General features: G+C 55.8%; 18 protein-coding genes. 5 read left to right on the plus strand and 13 right to left on the minus strand.

What is annotated here, in order from left to right; genetic code table 11:
* Positions 1–68: 68 nt before the first annotated feature.
* Entirely contained in the window at positions 69–785 is a 717-nt protein-coding gene (locus GUC22_RS03670; RefSeq protein ID WP_004135818.1) for a DUF554 domain-containing protein, read from the minus strand.
* A 437-nt stretch (positions 786–1,222) separates the two neighbouring features.
* Between GUC22_RS03670 and GUC22_RS03675 the strand changes: the two genes are divergently transcribed.
* On the plus strand, positions 1,223–3,361 hold the full coding sequence (locus tag GUC22_RS03675) for an ornithine decarboxylase (protein ID WP_160183345.1): 2,139 nt from the start codon (positions 1,223–1,225) through the stop codon (positions 3,359–3,361).
* Between the two features lie 67 nt (positions 3,362–3,428).
* On the opposite strand, the gene GUC22_RS03680 is transcribed toward GUC22_RS03675, so the two are convergent.
* The 4 genes from GUC22_RS03680 to mutY all read right to left on the minus strand — a co-directional run bounded on the left by GUC22_RS03680 (position 3,429) and on the right by mutY (position 7,373).
* Positions 3,429–4,685: a nucleoside permease gene (locus GUC22_RS03680; RefSeq protein WP_004135823.1), complete on the minus strand. Its 1,257-nt coding sequence runs from the start codon at positions 4,683–4,685 to the stop codon at positions 3,429–3,431.
* Between the two features lie 193 nt (positions 4,686–4,878).
* Positions 4,879–5,961, minus strand: coding sequence for a membrane-bound lytic murein transglycosylase MltC (gene mltC, locus GUC22_RS03685; protein ID WP_004135825.1), 1,083 nt, complete (start codon positions 5,959–5,961; stop codon positions 4,879–4,881).
* Between the two features lie 50 nt (positions 5,962–6,011).
* Complete coding sequence (locus GUC22_RS03690; protein WP_004105744.1) at positions 6,012–6,287, minus strand: oxidative damage protection protein; 276 nt, start codon at positions 6,285–6,287, stop codon at positions 6,012–6,014.
* 27 nt (positions 6,288–6,314) lie between these two features.
* The gene (gene mutY / locus GUC22_RS03695; RefSeq protein ID WP_024358655.1) at positions 6,315–7,373 is read right to left on the minus strand and encodes an A/G-specific adenine glycosylase; all 1,059 of its coding nucleotides are present in this window, start codon (positions 7,371–7,373) and stop codon (positions 6,315–6,317) included.
* Between the two features lie 137 nt (positions 7,374–7,510).
* Between mutY and trmB the strand changes: the two genes are divergently transcribed.
* From trmB to GUC22_RS03710, 3 genes are read left to right on the plus strand one after another with little or no spacing between them, the layout of a single operon-like run.
* Positions 7,511–8,230 (plus strand): tRNA (guanosine(46)-N7)-methyltransferase TrmB, encoded by a 720-nt coding sequence (gene trmB, locus GUC22_RS03700; RefSeq protein WP_004125186.1) that lies wholly within the window; start codon positions 7,511–7,513, stop codon positions 8,228–8,230.
* Positions 8,230–8,556: a YggL family protein gene (locus GUC22_RS03705; RefSeq protein WP_024358654.1), complete on the plus strand. Its 327-nt coding sequence runs from the start codon at positions 8,230–8,232 to the stop codon at positions 8,554–8,556. The genes trmB and GUC22_RS03705 overlap by 1 nt, the downstream gene beginning before the upstream one ends.
* Before the next feature lie 50 nt (positions 8,557–8,606).
* Positions 8,607–9,323, plus strand: a complete 717-nt coding sequence (locus GUC22_RS03710; protein WP_160183346.1) for a DUF2884 domain-containing protein — start codon at positions 8,607–8,609, stop codon at positions 9,321–9,323.
* Between the two features lie 48 nt (positions 9,324–9,371).
* On the opposite strand, the gene GUC22_RS03715 is transcribed toward GUC22_RS03710, so the two are convergent.
* The 8 genes from GUC22_RS03715 to GUC22_RS03750 form a co-directional block, all read right to left on the minus strand.
* Positions 9,372–10,673, minus strand: a complete 1,302-nt coding sequence (locus GUC22_RS03715; protein ID WP_004135833.1) for a TRAP transporter large permease — start codon at positions 10,671–10,673, stop codon at positions 9,372–9,374.
* Entirely contained in the window at positions 10,673–11,176 is a 504-nt protein-coding gene (locus GUC22_RS03720; RefSeq protein ID WP_004135834.1) for a TRAP transporter small permease, read from the minus strand. Before GUC22_RS03720 ends, GUC22_RS03715 begins: the two co-directional genes overlap by 1 nt.
* A 46-nt stretch (positions 11,177–11,222) precedes the next feature.
* Positions 11,223–12,209, minus strand: coding sequence for a TRAP transporter substrate-binding protein (locus GUC22_RS03725; RefSeq protein WP_049099832.1), 987 nt, complete (start codon positions 12,207–12,209; stop codon positions 11,223–11,225).
* A 304-nt stretch (positions 12,210–12,513) separates the two neighbouring features.
* The gene (gene hemW / locus GUC22_RS03730; protein ID WP_064343199.1) at positions 12,514–13,650 is read right to left on the minus strand and encodes a radical SAM family heme chaperone HemW; all 1,137 of its coding nucleotides are present in this window, start codon (positions 13,648–13,650) and stop codon (positions 12,514–12,516) included.
* Positions 13,643–14,236, minus strand: a complete 594-nt coding sequence (locus tag GUC22_RS03735; RefSeq protein ID WP_024358651.1) for an XTP/dITP diphosphatase — start codon at positions 14,234–14,236, stop codon at positions 13,643–13,645. Before GUC22_RS03735 ends, hemW begins: the two co-directional genes overlap by 8 nt.
* Positions 14,237–14,248: 12 nt before the next feature.
* Entirely contained in the window at positions 14,249–14,539 is a 291-nt protein-coding gene (yggU, locus tag GUC22_RS03740; protein ID WP_004125173.1) for a DUF167 family protein YggU, read from the minus strand.
* Positions 14,536–15,102 (minus strand): YggT family protein, encoded by a 567-nt coding sequence (locus GUC22_RS03745; protein WP_004135843.1) that lies wholly within the window; start codon positions 15,100–15,102, stop codon positions 14,536–14,538. Before GUC22_RS03745 ends, yggU begins: the two co-directional genes overlap by 4 nt.
* A gap of 8 nt (positions 15,103–15,110) precedes the next feature.
* Positions 15,111–15,824, minus strand: a complete 714-nt coding sequence (locus tag GUC22_RS03750) for a YggS family pyridoxal phosphate-dependent enzyme (RefSeq protein ID WP_004125172.1) — start codon at positions 15,822–15,824, stop codon at positions 15,111–15,113.
* Positions 15,825–15,840: 16 nt separating this feature from the next.
* Here GUC22_RS03750 and GUC22_RS03755 point away from each other — a divergent pair, with 16 nt between their 5' ends.
* A complete protein-coding gene (locus GUC22_RS03755; protein WP_004135845.1) occupies positions 15,841–16,821 on the plus strand; it encodes a type IV pilus twitching motility protein PilT in 981 nt (326 codons plus the stop codon).
* The last annotated feature ends 206 nt before the right edge of the window (positions 16,822–17,027 follow it).

Raw genomic sequence — 17,027 nt, forward strand, 5'->3', positions numbered from 1 at the left:
AACGAAATTTATCTGTTTCGCAGCAGACTGAACAATCTATCACCAGATTGCGTCAAAAGCACGCATCTTCAGGCGAAAAACGCCGTCCAGGCCACTGAAATCGGCATCGCCAGCACCAGGGCCGGCAGCATATTCACCACTGCGAACATTTTAATTCCGCAAATGCGCAGACCAGTTGCGACCAGCAACATGCCGCCGACGGCGGTGAAATCCGCCATCATCATCGGCGTGGTTAACGGCATAATCAGCGACGCGCAGGCCGCCAGCGCCAGCTGGATGGCCAGCATCGGTACGCAAATGGCCGAGACCGCCAGCCCCAGGGTGCAGGCGAAGATGGTGGCGGTAAAGAAGTCGAGAAACGCTTTGGCGATAAGAATGCTGGCGTCGCCGGTCATCCCTTCGCGCATCGCGCCGAAAATCCCGGTTCCGCTGGCGCAGAACAGCACGATAATCGCGACGTAGCTTTGAATATAGGACTCATGCGCTGAGACCTTTTTCTGCCCCTTTTTGGGCGAAAGCAGCTGCTGGAGCTTACTGACCAGCGTATTAATGCCTTTCTCCATGTTGCACACTTCGCCGAGCAGCGCGCCCACCAGCGTTGAAAGCACCATCACCGGCAGGTTGGCGCATTTGATCACCAGCAGAATGCCGATGCCTAACGACGCCAGGCCAAAAATAGAGGTCATTGATGTCCGAATCCGTTCCGGCAATCTTTGACTTAAAAGCGCGCCGAGCACGCCGCCCAAAAGGACCGCGCCGGCGTTAATAAATGGCCCTGTAACCACAGCATGACTCCTGTTAATTATCCCTAATGACTGCATTATTATGACGCCAAACGGGCAAAAAGGCTTGCGCATCCGTGGTGTGGCTGCATACGTAATTCATCTTGCGCGGTAGATTTAAAGGTGACATGATTGCGCGAATTTTCTCCTCTCCTGAATGAGGCCGCCGTGATGACGACATCGCCGCTACATCGCCGTTGCCGCTGCGTACAGATGCGCAGGCAGCCTCGTCTTGCTACCCTTACTCTGCAACTTCTGCCCGCCATGCGGTGAGCGTAACGCAGGCTCACTGCAGGACAACAGTAAGATCGGACGCGGTCTGCTTTTACTGATGTCTGGCGGTCGGAGCTGGGATCCAGCCAGACCCTGACAGTTCGTTGGCCAGAGCACAGATGCCCTGGCCTAAGCCTTTTACTCTCCGGAAACGGGTATTCGCGCTCATGAAATCAATGCACATTGCCGCCAGCCGCGAGCTGGTATCCCGCCTGTCCACCCATCGTCGCGTGGTGGCCCTGGACAGTACCGATTTTACCGATGTGGCGGCAGTCGTCATTACCGTAGCGGACAGCCGCAGCGGCATCCTTGCGTTGCTGAAACGCACCGGGTTCAACCTGCCGGTTTATCTGTTCAGTGAAGCTGACCACGAAAAACCGCAGGGCGTCACGGCGATCGTTAGCGGCAAAGAGCAGGAGTGGCTCGAACTGGAAGCCGCCGCCTGCGGCTACGAAGAGAATCTGCTACCGCCGTTCTTCGATACGCTGACCCAATACGTTGAGATGGATAACAGCACCTTCGCGTGTCCGGGCCATCAGCACGGCGCCTTCTTTAAGAAGCATCCGGCGGGACGGCAGTTCTTTGACTTCTTTGGCGAAAACGTCTTTCGCGCCGACATGTGCAACGCCGACGTTAAGCTTGGCGATCTGCTGATTCATGAAGGGTCTGCCAAACACGCGCAAAAGTTCGCGGCGAAAGTGTTCAACGCCGATAAAACCTATTTTGTCCTTAACGGCACCTCGGCGGCGAACAAAGTCGTCACCAACGCGCTGCTGACGCGCGACGATCTGGTGCTGTTTGATCGCAATAACCATAAATCCAATCATCATGGGGCGCTGATTCAGGCAGGCGCGACGCCGGTCTATCTCGAAGCATCGCGCAACCCGTTCGGTTTTATCGGCGGGATTGACGATCGCTGCTTCGATGAAAAATATCTGCGCGATCTGATACGCGAGACGGCGCCGGAAAAAGCCAATGCGCCGCGGCCGTTCCGCCTCGCGGTGATCCAGCTCGGGACTTATGATGGGACGGTGTACAACGCCCGCCAGGTGGTCGACAAAATCGGCAGCCTGTGCGACTACATCCTGTTTGACTCGGCCTGGGTCGGCTACGAGCAGTTTATCCCGATGATGGCCGACTGTTCGCCGCTGCTGCTGGACCTGACGCCGGATGACCCGGGCATTTTTGTTACGCAGTCGGTGCATAAACAGCAGGCCGGTTTTTCGCAAACGTCGCAGATCCACAAAAAAGACAATCATCTGCGCGGACAGGAACGTTTTTGCCCGCATAAGCGGCTGAACAACGCCTTTATGTTGCACGCCTCGACCAGCCCGTTTTATCCGCTGTTCGCCGCCCTGGACGTGAATGCCAAAATTCACGAAGGCGAGAGCGGGCGCCGCCTGTGGGCGGAGTGCGTGGCGCTGGGTATCGAAGCGCGCAAGGCGATTATCGCCAACTGCAAAATGATCCAGCCGTTTATTCCGCCGGTGGTGGCGGGGCGTCCGTGGCAGGATCATCCTACCGAAGCCATCGCCCGCGAACGGCGTTTCTTTAGCTTTGAGCCGGGCGCGCGCTGGCACGGCTTTGAAGGTTATGCCAGCGATCAGTACTTCGTTGACCCCTGCAAACTGCTGCTGACGACGCCGGGGATCGACGCCGAGAGCGGGAAATATACCGATTTTGGCATTCCGGCGACTATCCTGGCGCACTATCTGCGCGAAAACGGCATCGTGCCGGAGAAGTGCGATCTGAACTCCATTCTGTTCCTGCTGACGCCCGCAGAGAGCGCGGAGAAGCTGGCGCAGCTGGTGGCGATGCTCGCCCGGTTTGAGCAGCATATTGAATCCGATACCCCGCTGGCCGACGTTCTGCCGACCATCTTTAACAAATATCCGGTGCGCTATCGGGATTACACCATCCGCGAGCTGTGCCAGGAGATGCATAACCTGTACGTCAGCTTTGACGTGAAGGATTTGCAAAAAGAGATGTTCCGCAAGAAGAGCTTCCCGCGCGCGGTGATGAACCCGCAGGACGCCAACAGCGAGTTTATTCGCGGTAACGTTGAGCTGGTGCGCTTAAGCGCAGCCGAAGGGCGGATTGCGGCGGAAGGCGCGCTGCCGTATCCACCTGGCGTGCTGTGCGTCGTGCCCGGAGAGATCTGGGGCGGGGCGGTGCTGCGCTATTTCCTGGCGCTGGAGGAAGGCGTCAATATGCTGCCGGGCTTCTCGCCGGAGCTCCAGGGGGTCTACAGCGAAACGGACCCTGACGGCATTAAGCGGCTATATGGCTATGTGCTGAAAGCATAAAAAACGCGCCCCGTTGATAACACCGGGGCGCGTTTTTTTATTCGTAAATCTGGGGTAAGCCGTTTATTTAATGTGCGACGGTCTGCGCCCCGGTTGGTACGCGGACGTGCTTGTACTTAAACAGCGCCACAAAGGCAAACGCCAGCACCAGCGAATAGCCGGCGAAAATCAGCCACACGGTTTGCCAGTCGGTGATCCCTTCGACGGTAAAGTGCTCTACGACTTTGCCGCTCACCATCCCACCAAGTATGCAGCCAAACCCGTTGGTCATCATCAGGAACATCCCCTGCGCGCTGGCGCGGATTTCCGGGCGAACCTCTTTTTCCACAAACACCGAACCCGAGATGTTGAAAAAGTCGAAGGCGCAGCCATAAACGATCATCGACAGCACCAGCAGCACGGTGCCGAACGGGGTCGGATCGCCGTAAGCGAACAGGCCGAAGCGCAGCATCCACGCCACGATACTGATCAGCATCACGTTCTTGATGCCGTAGCGGCTGAGGAAGAACGGAATGGTCAGGATGAACAGGGTTTCCGAGATCTGCGAAATCGACATCATCACCGAGGCGTGCTGCACGATAAAGCTGCTGGCGAACAGCGGATCTTTATCAAAGCTGTGCAGGAAGGTATTGCCGAACATATTGGTGATCTGCAGCTCGGCGCCCAGCATCATCGAGAAAATAAAGAAGATGGCCATGCGTTTGTTTTTAAACAGCGCGAAGGCATCGAGGCCCAGCATGGCGGTCCAGCTCTGGTTTTTCTGCTGATTAGCCACTGGAATATGCGGCAGCGTCAGGGTGAAGAGCACCAGCAGTAAGGAGAGCGCCGCGCCGATATAAAGCTGCATATGGCTCAGCTCAAAGCCGGAGAAGCTGACGGCCCACATGGCGAGGATAAAACCGATGGTGCCCCAGATACGAATCGGCGGGAAATCGGTCACGATATCCATATCCGCAGACTGCAGGCGGTAGTACGAAATGGTGTTAATCAGCCCCAGCGTTGGCATATAGGCCAGCGAGTTGAGCAGGATGACGAGGAACATCTCGCCCGGCGTGGTGACCTGGGCGGCGAGCCACAGCGTCAGCGCGCCGACCAGATGGCAAATGGCATAAACCCACTTGGCGCTGATCCATTTATCGGCAACGATACCGAGCAGCGTCGGCATAAACACCGCGGCGATACCGAGCGAGCTATACACCGCCCCGATGGCCGCGCCGTCGAACTTGAGGGTGACGAACATATACGAGCCGAGCGTGGTGAGCCAGCTTCCCCAGAGGCAGAACTGCAGGAACGACAGTACTTTGAGCTGCAGCTTAAGATTCATGTTTTGATCCTCACGGATATAGAATTGTTTTGTGTTTTAAATAACATTTATAGCGTTATTTTGGTTGGATTCTATCATTTATGCGGTGGATGCTTTTGTTAACTGCCGCAGAAAATCGTAAAAGAGTTGCGCAACTCTATTGGGTATAGCAGAAGGAATGCGCCCTTGAGGAAACAAGGGCGCTGGAGGGAGATTACCTGCGGCGGTAGCCTTTCTGCGCAGAGTTAACCTTGTACAGATAACGACGCGACTCGGCGGAGGGGTGACGGCTGGTGATGGTTTGATAAACATCGCCCGGCGTCATGTTGTTGATGATATTCGCCGCCTGAACCTTATCGCTGGAGAAGACCCGCAGTACGCTGCCCGCGCCGCCGTTATAGGCGGTGATAACCGCATAGCGACGCGAGGTAGGGTTGGTGATACCGGACAGATAGACGTTATTCAGCATCGCCAGATAGGCGGTACCGGTGTCGATGTTATTGACCGGGTCGAACAGGTAGCTGCGGCTCGGCAGGCCTGATTTCCCCTGTGAACGGAACACGTCCTTCCCGGCGCTGTGCTGCACCACCTGCATCAGCCCGAGGGCGTCGGCGTGGCTGACCGCATAGGGGTTAAAGGAGGATTCGGTTTGCATAATCGCCAGGATCAGCGATTCATCAACGCCGTATTTGCGCGACGCCTGACGGACCATGCCAATGTATTTATGCGCGCGTTTGTCGAGGTGGTTCGGCACCAGGTTAATGGTGATGCTGTAGATCATGCGCGGGCCGTTGCTGCGGCTTTTCAGGCGGGTTTGCAGCAGATAGTCGGCGAAGCGCGAGGCGCGCCACTCCCAGCGAATCGCCTCGCCGGTGTTATCCACCACCTGGCCATACAGGAACGGCTCTTTTGAAATCTGAATATCATCGACGTCGGAATAGAGGTCGATGGAGTTAGGGTCGTCGCCCATTAGCAGGGTTTTTATAATCGCCTGGCGCAGGCGCCCGGCCGGGTCGGTGCCGGCGATGGTTTCAACGGTAATCGTCCCCGCATCAAAGTTGATGTGGCTGCGGGTTTGATACTGGTCGGTGTATTTGACGTAGTCCTTCGGCCCGGCGAGCAGAACTTCGTTATAACCCCAAATATTCTCGATGTTATGGGCGAACTGGCCCATCAGGATATCAAAGCCGTTGGTGTCCTTCACCCACGCCTCGTTATACTCGGCGCCTTTTTTGGTTGAGCTGGAACACGAAACGAGCAAAGGCGCAATCAGCGCTAGCGCTAAGTATTTTTTCATCATTCCGGGAGTGCGTGTTGTGTTTATTGTTGTAAAGGGCCGTCAGGCCCTTACTGTTTTTCTGGCGGCGTATAGCCTTCGATGTGCACGTCTTTGCCTTCAAACAGGAACTGAACCATCTCCTGCTCCAGCAGTTTGCGATGCTCAGGGTTCATCATGCTGAGTTTTTTCTCGTTGATCAGCATCGTCTGCTTATGCTGCCACTGGGCCCAGGCTTCTTTGGAGATTTCGTTATAGATGCGTTTGCCCAGCTCGCCCGGATATAGCTGAAAATCCTGGCCATCGGCTTCACGCTGCAGGAAAGTACAAAAAATCGTTCTGCTCATTCTTAATCCTCTTTAATCGCCAGAAAGCTAAACCGGTGCTCCGGCTTTTAACTGTTGCAACAAGCGCTCCACGGGGGCCGCCAGACCGACGGACGGCGGCTGCGCTAAGTTATACCAGAGTGCGCCCCCTTCATCCATGCATGCGCCGGATGAGTGCACTGTAAGCCACATCGGCACAATATCCAGATGGAAATGGCTGAAAGTGTGGCGGAACGCGGTTAATTGCGTCAGATTCTCGGCCCCGATCTGCCGCTGGGCCAACCACTCCCGCAGCGCATCTTCATCTTCAAACTGCGGGAAGCAGAACAATCCCCCCCATAATCCCACCGGCGGGCGCTGGGAGAGAAACACCTTGTCGCCGTGCTGCATCAGCAGGAAATAGCCGGTACGCTCGGGGATCGTCTGTTTCGGTTTTTTGCCTGGATATTGAGCCCATGAATGATTTGCGTAGGCCACGCAGCCGTTATTCAGCGGACAAAGCTCGCATTTCGGCTTTGAGCGGGTACATACCATCGCTCCAAGGTCCATCATGGCCTGGTTAAAACGCTCGACCCCATTGGCTGGCGTGACGTCTTCGCTGATATCCCACAGGCGTTTCTCAACCTCTTTTTTCCCCGGCCAACCGCTGACAGCATAGCAGCGCGCGAGCACGCGCTTCACGTTGCCGTCGAGAATCGGATAATGCTGACCGAGAGAAAGGGACAAAATCGCGCCGGCGGTGGAGCGGCCTACGCCCGGCAGCGCGGCGACTTCATCGAAGGTCTGCGGGAATTTTCCGTCGTGCAGGGTGGCCACCTGCTGCGCCGCTTTATGCAGATTGCGCGCGCGGGCGTAATAGCCGAGTCCGGTCCACAGATGCAGGACTTCATCGAGGGGCGCGTTCGCCAGATCGGTAATTGTTGGGAAACGCGCCATAAAGCGTTCAAAATAGGGGATAACCGTCGCCACTTGCGTTTGTTGCAACATCACCTCGGAGAGCCATACTTTGTAAGGCGTCTTGCCGATTTGCCAGGGCAGGGTTTTACGCCCGTATTTGTCGTACCAGTCCAGTACCTGGGCTGAAAATTGCGCGGCGAGAAAAGTCAAAGCTACGGCTCCGGGAAAGCGATTATAAGGTGGCAGATTGCAGCACAAGGGCGAGGGGCTGTAAACCCTTGCATCCGCCGGGTAACTTTGGATAATGCCCGTTTTCCGAACACATCTCACAAGCAGACTTAACTTTTATGAAAAACGACGTCATATCTCCGGAATTCGATGAAAACGGCCGCCCGCTGCGCCGTATTCGCAGCTTCGTCCGTCGTCAGGGCCGCCTGACCAAAGGTCAGCAGCACGCGCTGGACACTATTTGGCCGGTGATGGGCGTTGAATTCAACGAAGCGCCGCTCGATTTCGCCGCCCTGTTTGGCCGTGAAGCGCCGGTCACGCTGGAGATTGGTTTTGGTATGGGGGCGTCGCTGGTGGCGATGGCGAAAGAGAAGCCGCAGCAGAATTTCCTCGGCATTGAAGTGCACTCGCCGGGCGTCGGCGCCTGTCTGGCGTCCGCCGAAGAAGAGGGCGTGCAAAACCTGCGCGTCATGTGCCACGATGCGGTGGAAGTGCTGCATACCATGATTCCGGATAACTCCCTGAGCATGGTGCAGCTGTTTTTCCCTGACCCGTGGCACAAAGCGCGTCATAATAAGCGCCGTATCGTTCAGCCGCCTTTTGCCGAACTGGTGAAAAGTAAACTGAAGCTGGGCGGCGTCTTCCATATGGCGACCGACTGGGAGCAATATGCCGAGCATATGCTGGAAGTGATGTCCTCGCTTGAAGGGTATCGTAACCGGTCAGAAAGCAACGACTATGTGCCGCGCCCGGAATCGCGCCCGGTAACCAAATTTGAACAGCGTGGTCATCGTCTTGGCCACGGCGTATGGGACTTAATGTTCGAGAGGGTGAAATAATGGCAACGAATCGTAGCCGTCGTCTGCGTAAAAAAATGCATATCGACGAGTTTCAGGAAGTAGGTTTCTCCGTCGCGTGGCGCTTCGCGGAAGGAACCAGCGAAGAGCAGATCGACCAGACCGTTAACGATCTGATTGAGGAAGTGATTGAACCTAATAAGCTGGCCTTTGACGGCAGCGGCTATCTTTCCTGGGAAGGGCTGATCTGCCTGCAGGAAATCGGCAAATGCACCGAAGAACACCAGGCCATCGTGCGTAAGTGGCTGGAAGATCGCGGGCTTGCCGATGTGCGCACCAGCGAACTTTTTGATATCTGGTGGGACTAAGTTTGACAAGGGTCGGCAGCTGCCGGCCCGTTTTGTCTGAAGGGAGTTAAATGATGCGCAAAACGCTGTTGGCAGTGGCGCTTTCCGTCACCGCTTTGTCCGCGCATGCGGACTACCAGTGTAGCGTCACGCCGCGTGACGATGTCATCCTCAGCCCGCAGCAGGTGCAGGTGAAAGGCGAAAACGGCGATCTGGTGATTAAGCCGGACGGCAATCTGACCTTTAACGGGAAAGCCTATGCGCTGAACGCCGCTCAGCGCGAGCAGGCGCAGGACTATCAGGCTGGCCTTCGCAGCAGCCTGCCGTGGATTGATGAAGGCGCCCGCACGCGGGTAGAAAAAGGCCGCGCCGCGCTGGATAAAATCATTACCGAACAGGTGGGGGCCAGCAGCATGCATAGCCGCCTGACCAAGCTTGATGCGCAGCTGAAAGCGCAAATGGGCCGCATTATTGAACATCGCAACGATGGGCTGACCTTCCACTATAAAGCCATCGATCAGGTGCGCGCCGACGGCCAGCAGCTGGTAAACCAGGCGATGGGCGGTATTCTGCAGGACAGCATCAACGAGATGGGCGCGAAGGCGGTTCTCAAAGGCGGCGGTAACCCGCTGCAGGGGATCCTCGGTAGCCTCGGCGGCCTGCAAACGGCCATTCAGGACGAATGGAAAAACCAGGAGGCTGATTTCCAGCAGTTTGGTAAGGACGTCTGCGGCCGCGTTGTCTCCCTTGAGGAGAGCCGCAAAGCGCTGGTGGGGTCGTTAAAGTAAGTTTTAATTCGCTACCTGCGGGCGCAGGTAGCGATTATGGTCAGTCGGTCACATCAGCCCCAGCAGCTGCGGAATAAACAGCGAGATCTGCGGGATATAGACAATCATCATCAGCGCGATCAGCAGGGCGGCGTAGAACGGCAGCAGCGGTTTGATGAGCTGCTGAATTTTAACGCCGGAAATAGAGCAGCCTACAAACAGCGCGCTGCCTACCGGCGGCGTCAGCAGACCGATGCACAGGTTAGCGACCATCATGATGCCGAAATGCACCGGATCCATCCCCAAATCCTGCGCGATGGGCAGGAATATCGGCGTGAAAATCAGTACCGCCGGGGTCATATCCATAAAGATCCCGACGATTAACAGCACGATATTAATCAGCAGCAGAATCACCACCGGGTTTTCAGAAATCCCCATTAGCGCATCGCTTATCATGTAGGGGATATCGGCATTGGTCATCGCCCACGACATGCCGACGGAAAAGCCGATCAGCAGTAGCACGATGGAGGTCATCACCACCGACTCAAGGATCAGCTTCGGCAGATCGCGCCACTTCACTTCCCGGTAAATCAGCACCGACAGAATAAAGGTGTAAACCACGGCGATAGCCGATGCTTCGGTCGCGGTGAAAATGCCGCCGAGGATCCCGCCCATCACAATGATCACCAGCAGCAGGCTGGGCAGGGCGTCGAAAAACGCTTTTGCCGCCTGGGCGCAGGTGGGACGTTCTGAAACCGGGTAGCCGCGACGCTTAGCGATGATGGCGCAGACCACCATAATGGCCAGGCCCATCAGAATGCCCGGCAGATAACCGGCCATAAACAGCGACGCGACGGAGACGCCCCCAGCCGTCAGAGAGAAGACGATCAGGACGTTTGACGGCGGGATGAGCAGGCCCGTGATGCACGACGAGACGTTAACCGCCGTGGAGAAAGCCGGATCGTAACCTTTCCGGGTCTGAATGGGGTTAAGCGTTCCCCCTACCGCCGCCGCCGCGGCGACCGCCGAACCTGAAATCGAGCCGAACATCATGTTCGCCAGTACGTTAACGTGGCCCAATGAGCCTGGTACGCGGCCAACCATCACCTGCGCCAGGTTGATTAAGCGGATGGCAATCCCGCCGCTGTTCATCAGGGTACCGGCAAAGATAAAGAATGGAATCGCCAGCAGGGCGAAGTTGTCGAGGCCGTTCGCCAGGCGCTGAGAAACGGTAATCACGGCAATATCCCACGGGAACATCAGCAGCATTGAACCGACGGTGGCGATGCCAATGGAGAAGGAGATGGGGACGCCAATAAAAACCAGAATAAAGAAAGAGCCAAATAGCATCAGTGCGATATAGCTGTCCATCAATTTGCCCCCGCTTCTTCGTTCTTCATATTTTTCAGCCCGTTGCTGATAAAACAGAGCGTGTAAAACATCATAATGATGCCGGTTAGCGGCAGGATCAGATACACATAGCCCATGGGGATCTGCATCGCGGCTGAGACCTGCGATGTCGATAGCGTTTTTTCAATCAGCTTCACGCCGCCGGTGACAATCACTGACCCGGCAAAAATAAAGATCAGCAGATTAATAATGACGCTGAGCAGTGCCTGCCTGCGGGGAGGAAGCGTCATGGCGAGTAAATCGATCGCCAGATGACGCTGGGCGCCGACGGTATATGCCGCACCCAGCAGCCCGACCCAGATCATCAAAAAGCGCGCCAGCTCGTCGGTCAGGGTGCTTGGCTGGTTTAGCACGTAGCGGCTGAACACCTGCCAGACGACGCAGACCACCAGCGCAATCATAACGGCGACGGAGAATGCGGCGATCGCGCGGTCCACCGCCAGCTTTATGCGGTTAAGTATCATCATTGTTTTCCCGGTGAAAGCGGGCCAGCGGCTGGCCCGCTAAGTGTTATTCAGCAGCGGCTTCAAATTTGGCCAGCAGGGCAGCCTGCTTCGGATCTTTTTTGAAGTCATCAAACAGCGGCTGCACGGCGGCGCGGAACGGCGCTTTATCCACTTTGACGATTTCGCCGCCCATGGCTTTGGCCTGCGCGCGGGTGTCGGCGTCGATCTTGTCCCACAGTTTTTGCTGATAAACTTCGGAAGCTTTCGCCGCCTTGATCAGGATTTGCTGCTGATCCGGCGTCAGTTTGTCCCAGGTTTTACTGGAGATAACGAGGAAATCCGGGATGGAGGCATGTTCATCTTCAGAGAACACTTTAGCGATTTCGATATGGCGCGTTTGCACCCAGGAAGGCACGTTATTTTCCGCGCCGTCCACCACGCCCTGCTGCATGGCGGTATAAACTTCACCAAAGGAAATGGGCGTTGGCGAACCGCCCATTAATTCGACCATTTTTAAGGTTGTCGGGCTGGCCTGGACGCGGATCTTCAATCCTTTTAAATCTTCCGGTTTAGTGATGGGCTTTTTGGCGTAAAAGCTGCGGGTTCCGGCAACATAAGCGGAAAGCGCAAAGAAGCCTTTATCTTTCGTGGACTCCATTATTTCTTTGCCTACTTCACCGAAAACGACTTTATTGAAGTGATTCTGGTCCTTAAAAAGGAACGGTAAATTATATATCGCGTAGACGTTATCGAATGACTCCAGATCGCTGGCGGAACCTTTGGTCATATCCAGCGCGCCATTTTGTAATAACTCCAGCGTTTCTCGCGCGCTGCCCATTTGGCTACTGGGATAAATACGGATCTTCATAGCCCCGTTGGAAAGTTGGTTAACCTCTTTGGACATCTCCTCAAAGGCCTGATGAACAACATGGCTGCGTTCAAGGTTATGTGCCAGTTTTAACGTGACTTTTTCAGCCGCGCTGGCGCCTGAAGAGAGCAGGGCAAGTAAAGATACACACACCAGAGAACGAGAAAAAGAGAGTTTTTTCATGAGTCGGCTCCATGCACTTGGGGTAATTGGTCAATATCTTAAGAGTCATTCTTTGTTTCTGTATGACATATTATCCTTGTTGTCTGACATCTTTAAGCCGTCTGACTCACACTTTTTCTCAATGAATCGATCAAATAGGTATTTTTGTGCGGTTGGTTATATTTATTTTCAATAAACTAATGTGAACATATTTTTATTATGAATGTTGAATTGAAATAGTTCGGAAATAGCGCTATTGATATTTCGAGAATGTCGAGCAATTAATTATCCCGTTATTTTTATAACGGGATAGGCGGAGAGGGCGTTATTCGCTGAGAAAGAGTTCGAGAAGGGAATTCAAAAATAGCTTACCGTGCTCGGTAATTTGCCAGTAGCGCTCATCTTCCGTCAGGTAGCCTTCGGCGATGGCGGCATCGATTTGCGGACGGATCGTACGCTCATCAAGGCCGGTGTAGCGGCTGAATTCATCGCGCGGGGCGGCTTCCAGCAGGCGGAAACGGTTCATAAAGAACTCAAACGGTTTATCCGCATCTTCCACATCATGCTGGCGCTCCAGATAGCGGCCTTCCATGTAACCGCGTGGATGCCGGGTTTTCGCCGTCCGCAGTATGCGCCCGTCCGGGAACGTCACTTTGCCGTGCGCGCCGCAGCCAATCCCGAGGTAGTCGCCAAAGCGCCAGTAGTTCAGGTTATGCTGGCACTGATAGCCCGGCCTAGCGTAGGCGGAGGTTTCATATTGCTGATAGCCCGCCGCGCTGAGCAGGCTATGCCCCTGTTCATAAATGTCCCACAGCGCGTCGTCATCGGGCAGGGTCGGCGGCCGCGAACCAAACAGGGTGTTTGGCTCAATGGTTAGCTGATACCAGGAGAGATGCGGCGGATTGAGCGCAATCGCCTGGCGCAGGTCGTCCAGCGCCTCTTCCAGAGACTGGTCCGGCAGGCCATGCATTAAATCGAGGTTAAAACTGCGTAGCCCCAGGCCGCTTGCCAGGTTTGCCGCGCGTTTGGCTTCCTGTGGCCCATGGATGCGCCCGAGCCGCTGCAGCTTCTGTTCGCTAAAGCTCTGTACGCCGATGGAGATACGATTAATGCCCGCGCGCTGGTACTCGACAAAGCGATCCGCTTCCACGGTGCCGGGGTTGGCTTCCATGGTGATTTCCGCGTTGGACGCCAGCGGAAGAGACTCGCGCACGCCGTCGAGCAGGGTTTGCATCGCCGGGCCGGAGAGCAGGCTCGGCGTACCGCCGCCAATGAAAATAGTCCCGATTTCACGTCCCTGCGCATAGTGAGCGTCGGCTCGCAGATCGTTCAGCAGATGCTGAACGTAGTCGTCATGCGGCACCTCGCCTTTCAACGCATGCGAATTGAAATCGCAGTACGGGCATTTCTGCACGCACCACGGGATGTGAATATAGAGGCTCAGGGGCGGCAAATTAGCCATTACGTAAGGCTTCCAGTAACAGTTTAAGCGCGCGTCCGCGGTGGGAAATGGCGCTCTTTTCTTCACGGCTTAGCTCCGCTGCGGTTTTACCTTCCGTCGGAACAAAGAAAATCGGATCGTAACCAAAGCCGCCGCTGCCTGCGGCTTCGCGAGCGATGATGCCCGGCCAGCTGCCGTGACAAACCAGCGGCGTCGGATCTTCCGCATGGCGCAGATAGACCAGCACGCAGTGGAATTGCGCCTGACGCTTATCGTTCGGCACGTCGCGAAGCGCGTCGAGCAGCTTTTCCAGATTCCGCTGGTCGGTCGCACCTTCACCGGAATAACGGGCGGAGTAGATGCCCGGCGCGCCGCCTAACGCATCGACGGCCAGACCTGAGTCATCGGCGATGGCCGGGAGCCCGGTCAGTTGCGCGGCATGGCGCGCCTTCAGAATGGCGTTTTCGATAAACGTCAGGCCGGTTTCCTCTGCGGAATCCACGCCCAGCTCGGTTTGCGCAACGATATCAAGGCCAAAATCTGCCAGCAGCGAGGCCAGCTCGCGCACTTTTCCGGGGTTGCCGGTAGCGAGAACAACTTTTTGCATAAGAGATCCTGTTTATTCCGTCAGCGCGGCGACCCCGTCCGGGATCTGCTGCGGATGAATGATTTTTATCTGTTTGTGGCGACCCAGTTCGCCTTTCTCAATAAGCACCTGGCTTTTCGCTACGCGAAACTGTTTGGCGAGGAATTTTACCAGATGGGCGTTGGCCTGGCCGTCAACGGGTGGCGCGGTAATGGCGACTTTGAGCTCGTCGCCATGTAAACCAACGATGCTGTCGCGGCTGGCCTTGGGCTGAATATACAGCCGTAAGACCAACCCGTCAGCGCAGGCTTCGACGGCACTCATAGCGCCATCCACAGCCCCGGAAGCAGAACGTTGCCGGTAGCCTGCAACAGTTCGGCGATACCCATGTTGATCACGTACAGCAGCAGAACCAGCACCATCGGCGAGAAATCAATGCCGCCCATCGATGGCAGCAATCTGCGGATCGGGCGCAGCAGCGGATCGGCCAGCTGCATCAGAACAAATTCCACCGGACTGCGGCCCTGGCTTACCCAGCTCATAATCGCCATTAACAGAAGAACCCAGAAGATCAGCGAGCCGACGGTTTTAATGAGGATCAGCAGCGCGGAAATCCAGATAATCGGCTGGAAGGTCACGACCATAAACAGCACGATAGCTTTCACGACGCAGAGAATAAAGGCGACCAGCAGGGAAGCGCTATCGAGAGGCCCCATCGCCGGAATAATGCGGCGCAGCGGCCCAACGACAGGCTGCGTAGCCTTGACTACGAACTGCGAAAACGGGTTATAAAAGTCGCAGCGCGCCCACTGCATCCAGACGCGTAATAACACGACCATTGTGTAAAGCTCAATGACCGTTGAGAGCAGGAAAGTCAACGTCTTCATGGCGTTCCTCAGATTCCTTGTTTTTTGCTGTAGTCGCGCGCGCCGAAAATTGCGGTTCCGATGCGCACCATAGTGCTTCCCGCCGCGATGGCGGCTTCCATATCATCCGACATTCCCAGCGACAGCGTATCGACGGTAGGGTAGTGCGTTTTTAGCCGCGCAAATGCTACCGCCATTTGTTGGGCGACGGCAAACTGCCTTACATATTCTGACTCTGGCGCGGGAATGGCCATTAAACCGCGTAGCTGCAGATTAGGGAGTTTAGCGATTTCTGCCGCCAGCGCGTCCAGCTCTTCAGGCGGAATACCCGATTTGCTCTGCTCATCGCTAATATTGATTTGAATCAGCACGTTGAGCGGCGGCAGTTGAGCCGGGCGCTGTTCGCTCAGGCGGACGGCGATTTTGAGACGATCGACGGTATGGCACCAGTCAAAATGTTCGGCCACCAGACGGCTCTTATTGGACTGCAGCGGACCAATAAAGTGCCACTGTAGCCCGGTGGCGCCCGTTTCCTGAAAGTAGCGGATTTTATCCACGCCTTCCTGAACATAGTTTTCGCCAAACGCGAGCTGGCCGGCGGCCATCGCTTCTTCGATAGCGCTCGCAGGTTTCGTTTTACTGACTGCAAGCAACGTAACTTCTTCTGGAGCACGGCCGCAGCGTGCGGCAGCGGCTGAGATTTTGTCCCGGACCTGTGCCAGGTTATGCGCAATATCGTTCATATACCGAGGATGAGTTATGGAACTGGAAGAAATAGTGGCCCTTAGTGTAAAGCATAACGTCTCCGATCTACACCTGTGCAATGCTTCAGCGCCGCGCTGGCGTCGCCAGGGCAAGCTGGAGCCCGCGCCGTTTACCTCTCCCGATATTGGCAAGATACTCACTGATTGGCTCAACGCCGAGCAGCTCGCGCAGTGGCAGGCCTGCGGGCAGGTCGATTTCGCGCTGACTCCGGCGGACGGGCCGCGCCTGCGCGCCAGCGCATTTGCGCACAATCGCGGTCTGTCGCTGGCGCTGCGTCTGCTGGCGGAAACCTGCCCTCAGCTGGCGGATCTCGGCGCGCCGGCCGCCTTAACGGAGCTGCTCAATGAAGAGAGCGGGCTTATCCTGGTCACGGGGGCTACCGGTAGCGGAAAATCAACCACCCTGGCGGCGATGGTGGGCTATCTTAACCAGCGCCTCAGCGGCCATATCCTGACGCTGGAAGATCCGGTTGAGTTTATTCACCGCAGCGAGCGCTGTCTGATCCAGCAGCGGGAAATCGGCCGCCACTGCCCCTCATTTGCCGCTGCCCTACGCGCCGCGCTGCGTCAGGACCCGGATGTCATTCTGTTAGGGGAGCTGCGTGACAGCGAAACGATCCGCCTGGCATTAACCGCAGCGGAGACCGGACATCTGGTGATGGCAACGCTGCATACGCGCGGCGCAGCGCAGGCGGTTGAGAGGCTGGTGGACGTCTTCCCGGCGCAGGAGAAAGAGCAGGTTCGCAGCCAACTGGCGGGGAGCTTATGCGCGGTGCTGGCACAAAAACTGTTTCCAGATGCTGCTGGCGGCAGAGTTGCGTTATACGAGCTTTTGGTTAACACCCCGGCGGTGGCTAATTTGATCCGAGAGGGGAAAACGCATCAGTTGCCCGGCGTGATGCAAACCGGGCAGCAATCGGGCATGCAAACATTTACGCAAAGCTTTCAGCAACGTACGGCCGCGGGGCTTTTATAGCTGCGCTTTTTATATTCAGAGATCCTACCAATAGCTTGTTATAATAATGTTTTATTAATGTTTGGTACCTTTATTTGATATTACAAATAAACACCTAAGATTAAGCCGAGTAATCTATTCCATGAAAAACGAATTGACATAAACCTCTCATAACCAGGAAAAAAGTTTGATAATCTTTTGACTCTCTTAAGGCATTCGATTTATGC

This window comes from Klebsiella sp. MPUS7 (assembly GCF_009905335.1).
Classification (GTDB): domain Bacteria; phylum Pseudomonadota; class Gammaproteobacteria; order Enterobacterales; family Enterobacteriaceae; genus Klebsiella; species Klebsiella grimontii.

Bases quoted from the DNA above. Each gene is read 5' to 3' on its own strand.
- GUC22_RS03675 (WP_160183345.1), top strand. From the start codon at position 1,223: ATGAAATCAATGCACATTGCCGCCAGCCGCGAGCTGGTATCCCGCCTG.
- GUC22_RS03680 (WP_004135823.1), bottom strand. From the start codon at position 4,685: ATGAATCTTAAGCTGCAGCTCAAAGTACTGTCGTTCCTGCAGTTCTGC.
- mltC (WP_004135825.1), bottom strand. From the start codon at position 5,961: ATGAAAAAATACTTAGCGCTAGCGCTGATTGCGCCTTTGCTCGTTTCG.
- GUC22_RS03690 (WP_004105744.1), bottom strand. From the start codon at position 6,287: ATGAGCAGAACGATTTTTTGTACTTTCCTGCAGCGTGAAGCCGATGGC.
- trmB (WP_004125186.1), top strand. From the start codon at position 7,511: ATGAAAAACGACGTCATATCTCCGGAATTCGATGAAAACGGCCGCCCG.
- GUC22_RS03705 (WP_024358654.1), top strand. From the start codon at position 8,230: ATGGCAACGAATCGTAGCCGTCGTCTGCGTAAAAAAATGCATATCGAC.
- GUC22_RS03710 (WP_160183346.1), top strand. From the start codon at position 8,607: ATGATGCGCAAAACGCTGTTGGCAGTGGCGCTTTCCGTCACCGCTTTG.
- GUC22_RS03715 (WP_004135833.1), bottom strand. From the start codon at position 10,673: ATGGACAGCTATATCGCACTGATGCTATTTGGCTCTTTCTTTATTCTG.
- GUC22_RS03720 (WP_004135834.1), bottom strand. From the start codon at position 11,176: ATGATACTTAACCGCATAAAGCTGGCGGTGGACCGCGCGATCGCCGCA.
- GUC22_RS03725 (WP_049099832.1), bottom strand. From the start codon at position 12,209: ATGAAAAAACTCTCTTTTTCTCGTTCTCTGGTGTGTGTATCTTTACTT.
- hemW (WP_064343199.1), bottom strand. From the start codon at position 13,650: ATGGCTAATTTGCCGCCCCTGAGCCTCTATATTCACATCCCGTGGTGC.
- GUC22_RS03735 (WP_024358651.1), bottom strand. From the start codon at position 14,236: ATGCAAAAAGTTGTTCTCGCTACCGGCAACCCCGGAAAAGTGCGCGAG.
- yggU (WP_004125173.1), bottom strand. From the start codon at position 14,539: ATGAGTGCCGTCGAAGCCTGCGCTGACGGGTTGGTCTTACGGCTGTAT.
- GUC22_RS03745 (WP_004135843.1), bottom strand. From the start codon at position 15,102: ATGAAGACGTTGACTTTCCTGCTCTCAACGGTCATTGAGCTTTACACA.
- GUC22_RS03750 (WP_004125172.1), bottom strand. From the start codon at position 15,824: ATGAACGATATTGCGCATAACCTGGCACAGGTCCGGGACAAAATCTCA.
- GUC22_RS03755 (WP_004135845.1), top strand. From the start codon at position 15,841: ATGGAACTGGAAGAAATAGTGGCCCTTAGTGTAAAGCATAACGTCTCC.